A 17,337-nucleotide genomic window follows, 5' to 3' on the forward strand; every position below is an offset into this window, starting at 1 on the left:
TCGCGTTAAACTAGCCTATCTCGTCAAAAAAAGAACCTGCTGTTTTCGGCTGGCGGCTCTGTGCCCAGTCAGAGAGACTATTGCGGGATGGCTCCGTCATCGGCGGTTGAATCTCCGGTTGATCAGGTTTAACAGGCTGAATTTCAGGTATAGGCTGCTCAATTTCCGGAGCAGGTATAGTACCCGGATAGTCAGGCTTCGGCTGCTCGATCTCCGGCGATGGCACATTTGGCACTGGCGTTACCGGGTTCGGAATTTCCGGGTGCGGCTGTGTCACGTCCGGGGCCGGATCGCCAAGTGGCTCGTATCCATTGCTAATAGCTAGAGCAGGTATAGCAGTTGCTGCAGTGGCCGTAGCCTCCGGCAGTTGTATTGTTCGGTTTGTTGTCGTTTCCATATCTTTCATGTTACGCAGCAGCTCGGGCTGTTCTACCCGAAGTTCGGCCGCTCTTGAAAGAATACTGGCAGTACTGGTTTTAGGTTTTGACTTTGTTTTTTCGGCTTTCTCCAGTGCCTCGTTGGCCAGGTTGCGAAGGTCACGCACCATACTCTCCAGGTACGACTCCATACGCTGATAGTCCTGCTCCAGCGCCTTTACCTCCTGCTGCATTTCGCTCACCATGCGCTCGGCCTGCTTTTGACTATCCTCCAGTACCACGCGGGCCTGGTTGCGGGCTGTGTTCAGCAATTGGTCGGCCTGCAGCTGCGCCTCACGTATCTTCAGTTCCGACGATTTGTTGGCCTGCTCCAGTATAGAGTTACCGGTGTCTTCGGCAGTTTTCAGTGTTTTGTATAAAGAAGATTCCACCTCACGCAGCTTCTGCGTCTCACGGTGAGCCGACTCCAGCTTGCCGCGCAGGTCTTTGTTCTCATCGAGCAACTTTTCCCACTGCTGCGATAAGGTCAGCAAAAAAGCATTTACTTCGTCCTTGTCAAGCCCTCTAAATGCCTTCTCAAATGTTTTTTGTCTGATTTCTAAGGGTGTAATCTTCATGATCCAAACTGAATTTTATATCCCACACCGAAATGGTGCGGTCATCACTACACGAAACTAACTGATTCTGATGAGCCGACCAAAATAATTTATTGACCGAGGTACCATGGCTCGCATTTCGGACTTTATCAATAACCTTGAGCAGCTTAAAGGTCTGCGCGTCCCACACTTTTATGGACTTATCCATGCTGCAGCTTGCAAAATAACGCCCGTCGGGGCTGTAGGTTATGTGATTGACGGTATACATGTGGGCGATCACATAGCCCCGTTCCTTGTATTTTTCCTGTACCTCCCAAACGCGCAGGTGGGCATCGCGCCCCGCTGTGAGCAACTGCGTGCCATCCGGAGAGTAAACGACTGTAAAGACTGAGTTGGTATGCGCGGGCAGTTCATACTTCAGCTCCATTGTGCCGGCATCGAATATCCGCACCAGATGATCGCTATACCCGGCGGCCAGTTCGTTGGTGGTTTTGTTGTAGGCAAGGCAGCGCACACTCTTGTCCGATTTACGCACCATGCTGCGCAGTTCAAAGTCTTCGGCCCCGATAACGGCTATACCTCCGTTGCCCATCCCCACGTATACCTGGCCTGTTTCCGGCACATAGGCGATGTCGAAAATCGCCACCTTGGGTAGCGCCACGGATTTATGGATGGCTTTGCTGTTGAGGTCGATAACCTGCAGTCCTTCCTGGTTCTGCCCGATCAGGAGCAGGTTGCGCTCCGGCATCAACCGCAGGCCGTATACCGACGTGGTGACTTTCGCTACCAGTTCGCCGTTATCGGGCTGATTCAGGTCCCAGGAAGCGACCATACCATCGCTGCCCGCCGAATAAATGGTGGCAGGTGCAGCACCGCCTTCCAGGGTATACACACAATCGCGGTGGCCTGTCAGGGTGGCGACTTTCTGTACTTCTATCTTGCTAGCCATCTGTACTTGGTCTGTTACACTTAATTTTAGTTAAATTTACAACAAATAACGCAGCGAACCCTCCCGTTGCTTACCAAAAATTACCGCCATGCCCCTGCTTCAGACCCGCGAACTTGATTCCCATACCCTGCTGGGTGTGTGGCTTCTTGACGAAGCACCGGATGCATTGCGCCCATTGCTGCCACCCCATCTTATACCTGATGAGAGCCTGCAACTGGCACACCCAAGACGGCAGCGCGAATGGCTGGCCAGCCGTGCTCTTACTTACCAATTGTTGCAACATTTCACCAGCGAACCCCTGCCTTTGTTGCGCGACGCCACCGGCAAACCCGTGTTTGCAGGCACTGAATTTCAGCTCTCCATTACACACTCTCCCCGTATGGCTGCCGTTATACTATCTGAAAAGTATGATGTTGGCATAGATATTGAACTAGTAAGCGCGAAGGCGCTGCGGGTAGCCGACAAGTTTCTGACTGAACAGGAAAAGGTTTTTACCGCTGACGATGAACAGCAGACTTGTCTGTACTGGAGTGCCAAAGAAACTTTGTACAAGATGTACAGCCAAAAACGACTTATTTTTAAGGAAAACTTATTGGTGGAGCCTTCTCATAACCCTGAAAACAACTTATTGCAGGGACATGTTATTACCGATAATTTTTCTAAATTGTACCAGATCCATCACGAAGTGCTTCATAACCACGTACTCACTTATAGTGTGGATCGTTGATACTCCTTACACTCACCTAAACAAACAAACATGAAATATCTGGCTTCTTTAGTCGTAGCATTGCTGGTCACGGCCAGTGTATTTGCGCAGGGCAGCTACCAGTTGGGCAGTAAAGTGGCCGACTTTTCGCTCAAGGACGGGCAGGGAAATGCTGTATCGCTCAGCAATTTTGCCGATAGCAAGACAGTAGTTGTGGTATTTACGGATAACAAATGTCCTTACGCCAAACTCTACGAAAACCGACTGGTCACTATGTCGAGTACATATGCGGCGCGGGGCGTGCAGTTCATCTTCATTAACCCGGGTGTTGGTGTAGGCGAAGGCAGCGATACCATGCAGGACCTGGCAGCTAAAAATTACAGTTTCCCATACCTGGCAGACGAAGGACAGCGCATCAGTCAGAAATTCGGGGCTACTAAAACTCCGGAAGTATTTGTGCTGCACAACATGGGTGGCGAATTCGTGCTGAAGTATAAAGGCGCTATTGATGACAGCCCACAGGTAGAAAGCGGCGTACGCAACAATTACCTCAAAACCGTAATTGACGATGTGCTGGCGAATAAAAACATCAGCACAACCGATAAACGCGCGACAGGCTGTATGATCAAACGCTATTAATTATAACGCTATACCCATAGCCATTTTCCTGAAACAGTGAAGTAGCGCGCTATACCTGTACTGGATAAAAAAGGCAAAGGCCAGTTCTCAGAAGAACCGGCCTTTGCCTTTTTGTTTTATACCTGAAAGCTGCTGTGCTTATACTGTCGGATCCTCGTCCGTAATCGCCGTTAGTAGTTTTGTTACTTCGGTTGCCTTTTCCAGGTCGTTGGTCTTCTCGAATGAAAATGCCAGGTTGCGCAACGCTCTTTTCACAATCTCGATGTTGGAGCAGGGCTCGTAGAAAATGTCAACCGGATTCAGGTTTAGCTGCACAATGTAGTTGTCGATGTCCGCTTTGGAAAGCATCAGGCCTTTGTTGTACACATTGATATAGAACTGCACATCGCCCAATTTATAGGTCAGGATAAAGAGATTCGGCAGGTTCACACCGTACACGGGCATCCCCAACCGTTGCGCAACGGTCATGTAGATCACACAAAGCGTCAGCGGGTTTCCACGCCTTGTTTCCAGCGCCAGGTGCATCATGGAGTTAGACGGTGAGTGAAAGTTCTTGGTATTGGCCGAGAACTTCTTGTCACGGAAGAGCGAGTTGTTCAGCGATTTCACCTGGTCATAAGGGTGCATATCGTCCTTCATGCTTGTCCAGGCGTCGTAGTACAGCTGATCGAGCCCTCTGGATAAGGTAGCCAGTTCCACGTCCGGGTACAGGTAGGTGTTTACCAGCCACATCCCTTCTACCAGGTCCTGTCCTCCACGCTCTTTCCAGTTTTTGAGGCGCTGCAAAAGGCCGTCAAACTGCAGGCTATGGATCAGGTCCTCTATGCGCTTCTGCAGGTCCGAGTTCAGGGTTTCCTCCCATTCCTCCTCCAGAAAGGGAATAATGCTCTCCCCCAACGATACAATCTTCTGCTCTACGTGCAACGCGACCTCATAATCTATATCATCCAACAGCGAGATCATCGCCTTTATCTCCTTCTTTGTCAAAATAATGCGTAATAGTTAAAGCGTAATGAATAATAGTTGAACAGTACGATTGCCAAAATCAACTACAGTACTGTTCTCCTTAAAACTAACCACTTATTCCTCCCGAAGATTTCAGAATGGAAAATAAAATCCAACTTATTTCGACGTAAGCCTGCTGCGCACGGTCTAAGACCTTCTTTTCCGATCGATATTCAGCATGAAGTGATCGGAGTCTACAGTAGGAATTTGGTTTAACCTGAATCCCAATTAACCGGAAATGGTTCTAATAGGTATAGCACTGGAGGGACAATGAATTATACCGCCACTGCTATACCTGCATGATCATGTTTGAATCACACCCACATTATACGGTTTTTCGATTGGCGCGTGGTTGGCGGCTTCTATTCCCATCGAGATCACCTTGCGGGTCTCCAACGGATCGATGATGCCGTCGACCCACAGACGCGCCGCCGCGTAGTATGGCGATAGCTCTTCGTTATACTTCGCTTTGATTCTTTCGAGCAACTCTTTCTCTGCCTCTGGGGTTATCTCCTCTCCTTTCGCTTTCAGAGCTGATACCTGAATCTGCAGCAGGGTATTGGCCGCCGCGGCACCGCTCATTACCGCCAGCTGCGCCGATGGCCAGGCGTAGATCAGGCGTGGGTCGTAGGCTTTGCCGCACATGGCGTAGTTGCCGGCACCATAGCTGTTCCCCAGAATGATGGTGAACTTCGGCACCACCGAGTTGGCCATGGCATTCACCATTTTGGCGCCGTCCTTAATAATGCCACCGTGCTCGGCCTTGCTGCCTACCATAAAGCCAGAAACGTCATGCAGGAACACCAGCGGAATCTTCTTCTGGTTACAGTTCATGATAAAGCGGGCTGCCTTGTCAGCTGAGTCAGAGTAGATCACGCCACCCATCTGCATTTCGCCTTTTTTGCTTTTCACGATCTTGCGCTGATTGGCCACTATACCTACCGCCCAGCCATCGATCCGGCCCAGACCACAGATTAGCGTCTGGCCGTACAGTTCCTTGTAAGGCTCAAACTCAGAATTGTCGACCAGGCGATGGATGATGTCCATCATGTCGTAAGGCTTGGTGCGGTCGGCTGGCAGCATGCCGTATATCTCTTTCTCGTCCAGTTTGGGAGCAACAGGCTCCACGCGACTGAAACCAGCCTTCGGGTTTTCGCCCAGTTTATCAAATATGGTGCGGATGTGGTCCAGCGCCTCTTTGTCGTCTTTGCACTTGTAGTCGGTTACGCCGGATATCTCGCAGTGGGTAGAAGCACCACCCAGCGTTTCGTTGTCGATGCTCTCGCCAATGGCTGACTTCACCAGGTATGAACCACCCAGGAACACAGAACCCGTACCTTCCACAATCAAAGCTTCGTCGCTCATGATCGGCAGGTATGCCCCACCAGCCACACAGCTGCCCATAATCGCGGCAATTTGTACGATGCCCATGGAACTCATCACGGCGTTGTTGCGGAACATACGGCCGAAGTGCTCTTTGTCAGGAAAAATCTCGTCCTGCATCGGCAAAAACACCCCGGCACTGTCCACCAGGTATACGATCGGCAGTTTGTTCTCGATCGAGATCTCCTGCGCACGCAGGTTTTTCTTGGCTGTGATCGGGAACCAGGCGCCGGCTTTCACGGTGGCATCATTCGCTACTACCACACACTGACGGCCTTTGATGTAGCCTATACCTGTCACCACGCCGCCACTTGGGCAGCCGCCTACTTCCTGGTACATACCTTCGCCGGCAAAGGCGCCTACTTCCAGAAACTCAGTTCCTTCGTCGAGCAAGTAGTCGATGCGTTCACGGGCTGTCATTTTACCTTTGGCGTGCTCTTTTGCGATGCGCTTTTCGCCGCCGCCCAGGTGTACTTTTTTCAGTTTGCTTTTCAGCTGGAAACTCAGCTGTTTGAGAGAGTCTTCGTTCTTATTGAATTCGATATCCATGAAGGGGTTATTATAAATAAGGGGACTACTTACAATGAAAAATCCGCTTTAAGGGCGGATTTCACAAATATACAATTTTTATAAGATGCACTATTGCCTTTTTGTGGTGTCACCAGGCACTACTTTTACCGAGTCGGGCGCCGGGCGACGGAACTCATCCGGGTTCTCGTCCTGCAGCTCCTTTACCTCCTCCAACGTGATCACACGACCTGTGGCATCTACCTTATACCTGTCTTTGCGGCCAATAAGCGAGAACTGCACATAGCGTTTTGGATAGGCCTGTATGTCGCGCAGCAGCAGGTTGAGCGCCTCTGTCGAGCGGTTCATGTTCTGGTATAGTTGCTCGTCGTTCATCAAACGGCCCAGGGAGCCCTCATTGGAGTTGAGTTTGGCGATCGTAGCTTCCAGTTCGTTCACGGCCGAGTTGGCATCTGCTACCAGTTTTTTTACTTCCACCTGCTTCAGCGTATCGGTTATCTCCACCATATTCAACGTGAGCCGGTCGATGTTGCGCTGGGTTTGGTTGAGGGCGGAGGTGAGCTGGCTTAGATTTCGGGTAATCTGGTTGATGTTACGCTGGTTTTCGCGCAGTATCTCGTTTACCGCCTCCGTCGTTTTGTTGGAGTTGGCCAGTATCTGTTGCAGGTTGCCTTTGGCCTCACTGTCGAGCAGGCGGTTTACGCGGGCCAGGGTGGTATCTACCTTGTCGATGACCGGCACCGACTTGGATGAGAGCATGTCGGTGATGCTGGTTTCTTTAAAGGCAATCAGCTCCTCTCCTCCATTGTATTGCTTGCTATTGTTTTTCAGGAAGAGCGTAATGGCCTTGCTGCCCAAAAGATCTGAGTTGCCGAGACTGGCAATGGTAGAGTCCCCGATCTGCAGATCTTTCCGCACTTCTATGTCCACACGTACCATGTTTGCGCGGTCGGTCAGCAGCTTCAGGTCTTTCACATGGCCAACTTGTATGCCGTTCAGAAAGACAGGGTTTGAGATGGTGAGACCATCCACGCTGTCGTATACCACATGATAAGTGTTGGTTTTAGAGAAGAGTGAGGAGCCTTTCAGGAATTCATACCCGAAATATAATATCACAATGGTTGTTATACCCAACAGGGCAACCTTAATTTCCTTTGATATTTTCACGTAGGTGAGTTTGCGTTATGCATTAGTTCATGGCTTCAAGCTCTTGCTTGTATTCCTTGAAGGCACGATATATACCTGATGCCATATACGTCTGACCCGTTTTATCGTTAAGGAATTTTTCCTCAGCCGGATTGGTCAGGAAGCCAGCCTCGATCAGCACGCTTGGCATATAGGATTTCCACAGCACCAGAAAGCCTGCCTGCTTCACGCCGCGGCTGGTGCGCCCCACCCTGTTTTTAAACTCATTTTCTACTTTCTGGGCAAAACGCAGGCTGTTGTCGATGTAGGCGCTCTGGTGCAGCGCGAACATGATGTGGCTTTGCGGTGAGTTCGGATCGAAGCCGCCGTATTTCTCCTTGTAGTCATCTTCCTGCAAGATAACGGCGTTTTCGCGCTTAGCTACAGCCAGGTTGTTATTGGAGGTATGGAGCCCCATGGTATAGGTCTCGGTGCCAAAAGCGGCGGGCGGACCAGCGTTGAGGTGGATGGAGATGAACAGGTCCGCATTGTTTTTGTTAGCTATACCTGCGCGGTCGATCAGTTCCACAAACGTATCGTCTTTGCGGGTGTAAACAACTTTCACGTCGGGCACGTTCTTTTCAATTAACGCACCGACCTGCAGGGCCAACTTTAAGGCCACGTCAGCCTCATGCGAAACTTTGCCGTTACAGCCTATATCTTTGCCACCATGACCCGCATCGATCACTACCGTGCGCAGCTTGTATGCCTTGCGGTATTCGAGCTTGCTGGAAGAGAGTAAAAGTAAACTTAGGGCCAGAATTGAAATAGTAACAATATTTCTCACAACGCTCGTTAGTTAAAAGTTAAACAATAACTTTGTACAAAATAAATAAAACTTTAGGGAAGTCTGAAGAAGTTGCGCTACATTTTAATCTTTTTGCTGCTGGTGCAGCTCGCCGTGCTTTCTGCCCAGCCTGCACTGGGTCAACGGGTACGCCGTCCTACCACTACAGCCTCGCCAAAAGACACTATCAACATCTCTCCTCCTCAGGATTCGCTCGTGACTACGGCACCCCAGGGCGACATCGAGACCACAATCAATTACTCTGCCAGAGATTCCATTCGGTTTGAGGTAGACCGCAAAGTAGTACATCTGTACGGAGATGCCAAAATTGATTACGGCACCATGGAGCTTTCGGCGGCTTACATCCAGATCGATTACGACCTCAATACCCTAACCGCTACCACCCTTGCCGACTCAGCAGGCCAGGAGACTGGTACTCCGGTGTTTAAGGACGGCGCGGAAAGTTACGCGGCCAAGCGCATTGCCTATAATTACAAAACCAAGCGCGGCCGGATTTCTGAAGTAGTAACGCAACAAGGCGAGGGGTATATACATTCCGAGGTGGTGAAAAAAAATGAGGCAAACGAGATTTTTGGTTTGCACAACAAATACACGACCTGTAACCTGGAGCACCCGCACTTCTACATCAGCGCCGGCAAGATCAAGGCTATACCTAACGATAAGATCATGTCGGGTCCGTTCAATCTCGTGATCGCCGATATACCTACGCCGCTCGGCTTTTTGTTCGGCCTCTTCCCGACGCCAAAGAATCAGCGCTCTTCGGGTGTGATCGTGCCGACCTTTGGCGAATCGCGTGCGCGGGGCTTTTACCTGAGCAACGGGGGCTACTACCTTGCCCTGAACGACTACATAGGCACCCGCATCACCGGCGATATCTATTCATTGGGCGGGTATAAGGTGACGGTCGACAATACGTACATCAAACGCTACTCGTACCGTGGCAATTTAAACATCAGCTACGATTACTTTAAAAATGACGAAGCGGATGTGGCTGACCCGAACCGTTCTACGAACAGTCTGGAAGGCCTGCCACCTAGCCAGCGCACCGCTTTTATTACCTGGTCGCATAGCCCGGTGCAGAAGCCAGGCCGCGGTCGTTTTTCAGCTAACGTGCGTGCCGGTAGCAGCCAGCACAATCGCGTAAACTACAACAGCCCGAACGCGTACCTGGCCCCGACCTTTAACTCAACCATCACTTACCAGAAGAACATACAGAACTCCCCCTTTAGCTATACCGCTACGCTGAGTCAGGGCCAGAACAACGGTGGTTTTACAGAAGACGGTAAACCGCAGCCTACCATTATGCGCTTCACGCTGCCTGACCTTAACTTTGCCATGACGCAGACGAGCTTGTATGAACTCTTCTCGAAGAACGTGCCGACCGGCCAATGGTATGAAAACTTCACTTTCGGCTACAACGTGCGTGTCCGTAACGAGGTATCTAACCAGGTGCCTGCCCGCAGACTAGGCAACTTACCTGTAGTGGGTGGCACAGCCAGGGATACCTCTTTTGCGCTTAATTTTGACAACCTGGGCGAGCTCTGGCGAAACGGCCGTAAGAGCGCTGACCACAACTTTAACATCGGGCTGGGTAACTACAAGGTGCTCCGCTTTTTCAACCTGACACCGAATGTTACTTACCGGGAGTCGTGGTTCGACAATAAACTGACCTATACCTTCGATGAAGAGCAGCAGGCCGTGCGTATCGATACGGCAGACTTCGGCAGGGTGTACGAATACGGCGCAGGTGCCTCCCTCAACACGACCGTGTACGGTACCGTGCAGTTCCCGAAGAGCAAGCGGGTAGAGGCCATCCGCCATACCATGATTCCGAGCATCAGCTACGGTTACCGTCCTAACTTCGGTGACGAGGGCCGCTTTGGCTTCTCCCAAACCACCCAGGTGGCGATAGATTCGCTGACGAACCAGCCGATCTTCCAGACGCTGCCACGCTTTAACGGCAACGTGCCTTCGGGAGGCTTGCAAAGCAGCCTGAGCATGCAGATCAATAACCGCGTCGAGATGAAAGTCCGCTCGCGCAGTGACTCCACGGAGGCCAAATCAGAGAAAGTAAGCCTGATCGACAACCTGAATATAGGAGCTTCCTACAACCTGGCTGCCGACTCGCTACGCCTTTCCAATATTAACATCAGCATGAACACACGCTTATTCAAAGTGTTTGATGTGAATTTCACCTCCACCCTCGACCCTTACCAACTCAGCCCGGACGGCAACCGCCGTATCGACCGCTTTATGCTGGAGTCTCCTGGTTTTAAACTAGCCAGGCTGACCAATGCCAACCTGAGCGTACGGGCCAACTTTAACCCTGAAGCGCGGTCTACGAACACGCCACCACCTACCAACCTGCCCGGTATGCTGAACCCGAACGACCAGTTCCTGCCAGACTACGTGGACTTCAACATCCCGTGGACGCTGAACCTGGACTATACGATCTACTATACCGGAGGCACACAGCAGAACCGGGGCGAGATTACGCAGAACATTGGCATGCAGGGCACCCTGAACCTGACTGAAAAGTGGAAATTTGGCTACATGGCCGGGTATGACTTTACTAACCAGAATATCTCTAACGCCAGCCTCGACATTTACCGCGACCTACACTGCTGGGAAATGAGCATCGGCTGGAGACCATTCGGTTTGATGCGCGGCTATAACGTGACCATCAACGCCCGATCTGCTCTGCTGCGCGACCTGAAGCTCTCCCGGAACAGATCAGGTATGAACCGATAACCCCTGTAACAGCCACTTGCCAGAGCGGGTGGCTGTTTTGTTTTGAATTTCATACTTTTGAATCGAACCCAAACCAGCAACCTATGTCTGTTCATAAAAGCGACGTAAAAAAAGTTACCACGCACCAGCTGCAGAATATGAAAGAGCGCGGCGAGAAAATCTCCATGCTCACAGCATACGACTACTCGATGGCCACCATTCTGGACGCTGCCGGCGTAGATGTACTGCTTGTCGGCGACTCGGCCTCTAACGTAATGGCCGGCCACGAGACAACGCTCCCCATCACACTGGACCAGATGATCTACCATGCCTCTTCGGTAATACGGGGCGTGAATCGTGCTTTTGTGGTAGTGGACCTGCCCTTCGGCTCTTACCAGGGCAATTCTTCGGAGGCGCTGCGTTCTACCATCCGCATCATGAAGGAGTCTGGCGCACATGGCATCAAGCTGGAAGGCGGCGCTGAGATAAAGGAATCGATCGTGCGTATTCTGAGCGCCGGTGTACCCGTAATGGGCCACCTGGGCCTGACCCCACAGTCTATTTATAAGTTCGGCACCTATACCGTGCGCGCCAAAGAAGAAGCCGAAGCGCAGAAGCTGATCGACGACGCCCTCCTGCTGCAGGAACTGGGCTGTTTCTCAATCGTGCTGGAGAAAATTCCTTCGGAACTGGCCAAACGCGTTGCCGAAAAGCTGGAAATTCCGATCATAGGTATAGGCGCGGGCCCGCACGTGGATGGACAAGTGCTGGTGGTGCACGACATGCTGGGCATCAACAAAGAATTCAAACCCCGCTTCCTGCGTCGCTACGCTGACCTGCATACCATTATGACTGATGCCGTGCAGAACTACGTGAAGGATGTGAAGAGCAAAGATTTCCCGAACGAGAAAGAAGCCTATTAAAGTTAGAGAGGTGACGAATTGGAGAGTTATACCTGGAGTAGTATCTCTGAGGTATAACTCTCTTACCTTTCGTTTCAAACTGTACTTCTCACTGCACAAAAGCTACACTCACACTGGGCTCGCCAACATGTTAGGCTTACGCCCCTCCCTTAATCTATACCTATGGCCTTAGATGTTCTTTTTGAGGATAACCATGTGCTGGTGGTGAATAAGCCGGCTGGCTTGCTCGTGCATGGCGATGAAACCGGCGATGAATGTCTTGCTGACCTGGCCAAAGCCTACATCAAAGAGAAGTACAACAAGCCGGGCAACGTTTACATCGGGGTTGTACACCGTCTGGACAGACCGGTGAGCGGGGTGGTGCTCCTGGCCAAAACCTCCAAAGCCCTTACCCGCCTCAACGAGCTTTTCCGCAGCAAAAAGACTGTTAAAACCTATTGGGCCGTGGTGCTCAACCGCCCTGCTATACCTGAGCAAACACTCGTGCACTGGCTCATAAAAGACAGCAGTCGCAACGTGACCAAAGCCTACGCCCGCGAAAACAAAAGTGGGCTCCGCTCCGAGCTGAGCTACCGCCTGGTCGGGCAACATGACAACGTCTACCTGCTGGAAGTGAATCCGGTGACGGGCCGTCCGCACCAAATCCGGGTGCAGCTGGCCTCCATGAACTGCCCCATTGTAGGTGACCTGAGGTATGGCGCCAGTAAACCACTACCCGACAAGAGCATCGCCCTGCATGCCCGCAGCCTACAGTTCGAGCATCCTACCCTGAAGACCATGATTACTGTCACCGCACCTCTGCCTGCTGCTCCGATCTGGTTACCTTTCAGGCCGAAAGAATAGCTTGGTGTAATGCTTCCTGCTGATTGAGAAATAATCCGTAAAAGGTTAATCGGTTGGCGAACCACCCATCAGTACACTTGCTTCGGCGTCACTTTTATCAAATAGGTTATCGCCTTATACCTTAACCGGTAGTAATAACCCAACAATTTTCTGAACTCCTCCTTATTTATTGATCATTACCGCTTTCCGCAAACTGACATTTATCATCTTTCTGAACTTTTATACCGGTTTTTATTCTTTCTATAGAATCAGATCGTAATTTTGCGGAGGCTTGGTGAGCGCCTTGAGTAACCACTATACCTGAATCAGAATTAATCACCTCTATATACTTATTGCTTAATGGCCATACTTATTTTCTTCGTTTTGCACTGGTACGTATCGCTGTTCGTGCAAACCTTCTTCCTGCACCGATACGCTGCACACAAGATGTTCACCATGAACCCGGTCTGGGAGAAGGCATTTTACCTGCTGACGTACATCGCACAGGGTTCTTCCTTCTTGTCGCCACGCGCCTATGCTATTTTGCACCGCATGCACCACGCCTTCTCCGACACAGCGCGTGACCCGCATTCGCCGCATTACTCCAACAACGCATTTGCGATGATGTGGAAAACCAAGAACATTTACAACGACGTGCTCAACCACCGCGTGGAGCCCGAGCGCCGCTTTGATGGCGACTACCCACACTGGCCTGCACTCGAGAAGATCGGGGATTCGAAGGTTTCTCGTATTGGCTGGGGCGTGGCTTATGTGCTGTTCTACATCGCCTTCGCCACGCAGTGGTGGATGTTCCTGCTGCTGCCGCTTCACTTCCTGATGGGTCCGGTGCACGGCGCAATCGTAAACTGGAGCGGACACAAGTATGGTTACCAGAACTTCGACAACAACGACAAGTCGCGCAACTCGCTTTTCTTCGACTTCCTGACAGGCGGCGAGCTGTTCCAGAACAACCATCACAAACTGCCTAACCGCGTAAACTTTGGTGTGAAGTGGTGGGAAGTGGACCCAACCTGGCCTGTGATCTGGACGCTGGACAAACTGAGTATCATCAAGCTGAAGCCTGTCAAAGTAAAAGCAGCCCGACCACCCAGAGTAAAAACCAACGCTTAATATCATACAGAAAGCCCTTCGGAAACGGAGGGCTTTTTTTGTGTGATGTTACCTGCCTTGTGTTAGTAATATCAGTATTTCTTTGTCATTTCGAGCAAAGTGAGAAATCTGAAATATTACGGAAATCCTGAAATACCCCAGATCTCTCCATACTGTCGAGATGACAGTTGCCATGCGGCTTTGTACATCTAATGCCATAACTCCTTAGTCACGCTTATACCTAAGCTTATACCTTACTGATCGCCTACAGAGTCCTCCCCTAAATCAATCTGTAAAAACCTTGCATTAATCGGCACAAAATCATTACCTTTGCGGTTCTAAAAACTGGCGGACGGGTTTCGCCGACTTACATATTTATATAAACAATGGCTGTTAAAATCAGACTGGCCCGCAGAGGCCGCAAAAAATCTGCTATCTACGACATCGTAGTAGCTGACGCTCGATCACCACGTGATGGTAAGTTTATCGAGAAATTGGGTACCTACAACCCAAACACGAACCCTGCTTCTATCGATTTCAGCGAGGAGAAGGCGTTCCAGTGGTTGATGAACGGTGCTCAGCCAACTGACACAGTGAAGGCGATGCTTTCTTACAGAGGCATTCTGTACAAGAAGCACCTGCAGATCGGTGTTGTGAAAGGCGCTATCACGCAGGAAACTGCTGATGCTCGTTTCGAAGAGTGGAAGAAAGAGAAAGAAGCGAAGATCGAAAGCAAGCGTACTACCCTTGGCTCTGAAAAAGATGCGAAGCGTAAGGCTGCTCTTGATGCTGAAACGAAAGTAAAAGAAGCTCGTGCAGAGGCTATCCGTCAGCGTGAAGCTGCCAAGCTGGCTGCTGATGCTCCTGCTGCTGAAGCTGAAGAAGCTCCTGAGGCACCGGCTGCTGAAGGCGAGTCTACTGAAGAGCAAGCATAAATTACATCGGCCATGCACATTGATGACTGCTTTCTGTTAGGACACATCGTCAAGACCCATGGCATCAAGGGACAAGTGGTTGCGTTCTTTGACGTAGACTACCCCGAAGATTATGATGATCTGGAATCAGTCTTTCTTGAACAACAAGGAAGGCTGATTCCTTTTTTTATTGACAAGATGGAGCCCGTGCAGAAAGGCCGTTTTATTATCACATTCGAGGATATTAAAACGATAGAGCAAGCCGAAAAGCTCCGCAATGTCAGCCTATATCTGCCACTCGACGAGCTCCCGGAGCTGGAAGAAGGACAGTTCTATTTCCATGAGGTGATCGGTTACCAGGTGGTGGACCAGAACCACGGCCCGCTTGGCACCGTGAAAGACTTTTACGACATGCCGCAGCAGCAGCTGATGGCCATGGAGTACAACGGGCAGGAAATGCTGGTTCCTGTGCTGGATGAAGTATTTGTGAGAGCCGACCACGAAGCCAAAGTGCTTCACGTGAATTTGCCGGAAGGTTTGCTGGAGGTATACACCCAGCCCGGCACCCCTGACGACGCCGACGACCGCGACGAGTAGCCCCCATTATCATGCGATTTGACATCATCAGTTGCCAGCCCGATCTGCTGGACAGTCCTTTTAGCCATTCCATTGTTAAGAGAGCACAGCAAAAAGGTCTGGTAGACATCCACATACACGACCTTCGTAAGTACGCCATCAACAAGCATGGTCAGATAGACGACTATGCTTTTGGCGGCGGGGCAGGTATGGTGATGATGATCGAACCGATTGATAAACTCCTGACAGAATTGAGGGCAGAGCGGGAATACGACGCTGTCATCTACATGACGCCCGACGGACAGACGCTCAACCAGAAAATAGTAAACCAGTTCTCGCTTCTCCGCAATGTGATCATCCTGTGTGGCCACTACAAGGGTGTGGACGAGCGCGTGCGACAGCATTACGTAACCCACGAGATCAGCATAGGCGACTATGTGCTTTCGGGTGGCGAGCTGGGAGCGGCTGTACTGGCCGATGCCATCATCCGGATCATACCGGGTGTGCTCAACGACGAGTCCTCTGCCCTGACGGATTCGTTTCAGGATGGATTGCTGGCACCACCGGTTTATACCCGACCGGCAGACTATAAAGGTATGACAGTGCCAGATATCCTGCTTTCCGGAGACGGGCCTAAAATAGAGCAGTGGCGCTTTGAGCAGGCGGTGGATCGCACCAGACAACGCAGACCGGATTTACTGAACGAGTAACAAAACAGCTTCATAACATTGCAAAAAGCGTTTCTTTTGCGCTTTTCAGGTATAAGTTTCAAAAAATTACATTTTTTTTCTGCAAAGATTCTTATGTAATAAATAATTGCATATCTTTGCAGTCCGAATTTTGAAGAAGATATTTAGCTTTAACAACATAGCCATGAGCGAATTACTTAAATTTATCGAGCAGGAATCTACAGACAAGCGCGCCTCTTTCCCTACTTTCCAGTCTGGTGATACCATCAACATCCACGTGAAAATCCGTGAGGGTAACAAAGAGCGTATCCAGCAGTTCCAGGGCGTTGTTATTCAGCGCAAGAACGTTAACACAAACGGTGAGACTTTCACTGTAAGAAAAGTGTCTAACCAGATCGGTCTGGAGCGTATTTTCCCACTGCTTTCTCCATCTATCGAGAAGATCGAGCTTGTAAGAAAAGGCCGTGTTAGAAGAGCTAGACTATACTACCTGAGAGGGCTGCAAGGTAAGGCTGCTCGTATCAAGGAAAGAAGATAATTGAAGAACCTGTTTTCATAAGTTTTCCATAGTTTTAGTAAAAAGGGAGCCGTTTGTTAGCAAACGGCTCCCTTTTTTTATACCTGCTTTGTCAGTCAGGCTATACCTGCTATGGTCAGGCTTGCTATATTTGTGCAGCTATACCTTCTCTCCACCTTTTGCCTCCTCTTCACCCATGATAACACTACAGCGCTATACCTTCCTATTGCTATTACTGGTCCTGCTGGCTTCCTGTCAGACAGACTACACTGCCCTACCAACCTACAACGCCAAGAAACAGTTACAGGCCGTGATTGAGGTACCCGCCGGCAGTGCCATAAAACACCACTATAACCAACAGACCAAGACATTTGAAGCAGAGCAGCAGGCCGGCCAGGATCGCATTATACCTTTCCTGCCCTACCCTGCCAATTTCGGCTTTATACCTTCTACCGAAACCAATGCACAGAAAAAACCTTTGGAAGTAGTCGTGCTGGCCGGAAGTGTTGCTACAGGCACGGTGATGGAAGTAATTCCCGTGGGCGTGCTGCAACTGGAAACGGCTGGCGAACTGGACCACAAGATCATAGCAGTACCGGCAAGGCCGAGCGAACGGTCCATTAACGCTGCTGACTATAACAGCTTCACGGCCGACTACCCTGCCGCTAAGGCCATCCTGCAGCAATGGTTTGTGCACCACAACCCAACCGCCAAAAGCAAGTTTGTAGGCTGGCGCAACGAGCAATTCGCCGAACAGGAAATACAGCGCTGGATGAAACTCTAATGCATCGCCCTCAAACAGAAAAGCCTCCGGATTTGGAGGCTTTTCTGTTTATCGGATTTGTGCATGAGTGTACAAGGCCACGGCCGCAGTGCAGCT

Annotated in this window: 17 protein-coding genes; 11 read left to right on the forward strand and 6 right to left on the reverse strand. The window is 50.6% G+C overall.

Annotation, left to right across the window (positions count from 1 at the left end):
- Positions 1-10: 10 nt before the first annotated feature.
- Positions 11-994, reverse strand: a complete 984-nt coding sequence (locus AC4QZR_RS01395; RefSeq protein WP_253400717.1) for a DivIVA domain-containing protein — start codon at positions 992-994, stop codon at positions 11-13.
- Complete coding sequence (locus AC4QZR_RS01400; protein WP_494479325.1) at positions 954-1,922, reverse strand: WD40 repeat domain-containing protein; 969 nt, start codon at positions 1,920-1,922, stop codon at positions 954-956. Before AC4QZR_RS01400 ends, AC4QZR_RS01395 begins: the two co-directional genes overlap by 41 nt.
- A gap of 88 nt (positions 1,923-2,010) precedes the next feature.
- On the opposite strand from AC4QZR_RS01400, the gene AC4QZR_RS01405 reads away from it, so the two are divergent.
- Together AC4QZR_RS01405 and AC4QZR_RS01410 are read left to right on the forward strand one after the other, a co-directional pair.
- Entirely contained in the window at positions 2,011-2,649 is a 639-nt protein-coding gene (locus AC4QZR_RS01405) for a 4'-phosphopantetheinyl transferase superfamily protein (protein ID WP_494479326.1), read from the forward strand.
- A 30-nt stretch (positions 2,650-2,679) separates the two neighbouring features.
- Positions 2,680-3,267 carry a thioredoxin family protein gene (locus AC4QZR_RS01410; RefSeq protein ID WP_494479327.1) on the forward strand — a complete coding sequence of 196 codons (588 nt, stop codon included), beginning with the start codon at positions 2,680-2,682 and terminating at the stop codon, positions 3,265-3,267.
- Between the two features lie 138 nt (positions 3,268-3,405).
- Here the strand turns inward: AC4QZR_RS01410 and AC4QZR_RS01415 are convergent, their stop codons facing one another.
- From AC4QZR_RS01415 to AC4QZR_RS01430, 4 genes are all read right to left on the reverse strand, one after another.
- The gene (locus tag AC4QZR_RS01415; protein ID WP_494479328.1) at positions 3,406-4,254 is read right to left on the reverse strand and encodes a transglutaminase-like domain-containing protein; all 849 of its coding nucleotides are present in this window, start codon (positions 4,252-4,254) and stop codon (positions 3,406-3,408) included.
- 321 nt (positions 4,255-4,575) lie between these two features.
- The gene (locus AC4QZR_RS01420) at positions 4,576-6,204 is read right to left on the reverse strand and encodes an acyl-CoA carboxylase subunit beta (RefSeq protein ID WP_494479329.1); all 1,629 of its coding nucleotides are present in this window, start codon (positions 6,202-6,204) and stop codon (positions 4,576-4,578) included.
- A gap of 90 nt (positions 6,205-6,294) precedes the next feature.
- Positions 6,295-7,350, reverse strand: a complete 1,056-nt coding sequence (locus AC4QZR_RS01425) for an MlaD family protein (RefSeq protein WP_494479330.1) — start codon at positions 7,348-7,350, stop codon at positions 6,295-6,297.
- 22 nt (positions 7,351-7,372) lie between these two features.
- Entirely contained in the window at positions 7,373-8,155 is a 783-nt protein-coding gene (locus AC4QZR_RS01430; protein WP_494479331.1) for an N-acetylmuramoyl-L-alanine amidase family protein, read from the reverse strand.
- Positions 8,156-8,227: 72 nt separating this feature from the next.
- On the opposite strand from AC4QZR_RS01430, the gene AC4QZR_RS01435 reads away from it, so the two are divergent.
- The 9 genes from AC4QZR_RS01435 (at position 8,228) to AC4QZR_RS01475 (ending at position 17,241) form a co-directional block, all read left to right on the forward strand.
- On the forward strand, positions 8,228-10,927 hold the full coding sequence (locus AC4QZR_RS01435; protein ID WP_494479332.1) for a putative LPS assembly protein LptD: 2,700 nt from the start codon (positions 8,228-8,230) through the stop codon (positions 10,925-10,927).
- An 83-nt stretch (positions 10,928-11,010) separates the two neighbouring features.
- Entirely contained in the window at positions 11,011-11,829 is an 819-nt protein-coding gene (gene panB / locus AC4QZR_RS01440) for a 3-methyl-2-oxobutanoate hydroxymethyltransferase (RefSeq protein WP_253400726.1), read from the forward strand.
- Positions 11,830-11,991: 162 nt separating this feature from the next.
- Positions 11,992-12,672 carry an RluA family pseudouridine synthase gene (locus tag AC4QZR_RS01445; RefSeq protein ID WP_494479333.1) on the forward strand — a complete coding sequence of 227 codons (681 nt, stop codon included), beginning with the start codon at positions 11,992-11,994 and terminating at the stop codon, positions 12,670-12,672.
- Between the two features lie 339 nt (positions 12,673-13,011).
- Entirely contained in the window at positions 13,012-13,782 is a 771-nt protein-coding gene (locus AC4QZR_RS01450) for an acyl-CoA desaturase (RefSeq protein ID WP_494479334.1), read from the forward strand.
- A 365-nt stretch (positions 13,783-14,147) separates the two neighbouring features.
- Positions 14,148-14,696, forward strand: a complete 549-nt coding sequence (locus tag AC4QZR_RS01455) for a 30S ribosomal protein S16 (protein WP_253400730.1) — start codon at positions 14,148-14,150, stop codon at positions 14,694-14,696.
- 12 nt (positions 14,697-14,708) lie between these two features.
- Positions 14,709-15,272, forward strand: a complete 564-nt coding sequence (rimM, locus tag AC4QZR_RS01460) for a ribosome maturation factor RimM (protein ID WP_494479335.1) — start codon at positions 14,709-14,711, stop codon at positions 15,270-15,272.
- 11 nt (positions 15,273-15,283) lie between these two features.
- Entirely contained in the window at positions 15,284-15,961 is a 678-nt protein-coding gene (gene trmD, locus AC4QZR_RS01465; RefSeq protein ID WP_494479336.1) for a tRNA (guanosine(37)-N1)-methyltransferase TrmD, read from the forward strand.
- A gap of 163 nt (positions 15,962-16,124) precedes the next feature.
- Entirely contained in the window at positions 16,125-16,478 is a 354-nt protein-coding gene (rplS, locus tag AC4QZR_RS01470) for a 50S ribosomal protein L19 (protein WP_007657440.1), read from the forward strand.
- A gap of 175 nt (positions 16,479-16,653) precedes the next feature.
- Entirely contained in the window at positions 16,654-17,241 is a 588-nt protein-coding gene (locus tag AC4QZR_RS01475; RefSeq protein WP_494479337.1) for an inorganic diphosphatase, read from the forward strand.
- The last annotated feature ends 96 nt before the right edge of the window (positions 17,242-17,337 follow it).

The organism is Pontibacter sp. YIM B11418, from assembly GCF_059278805.1.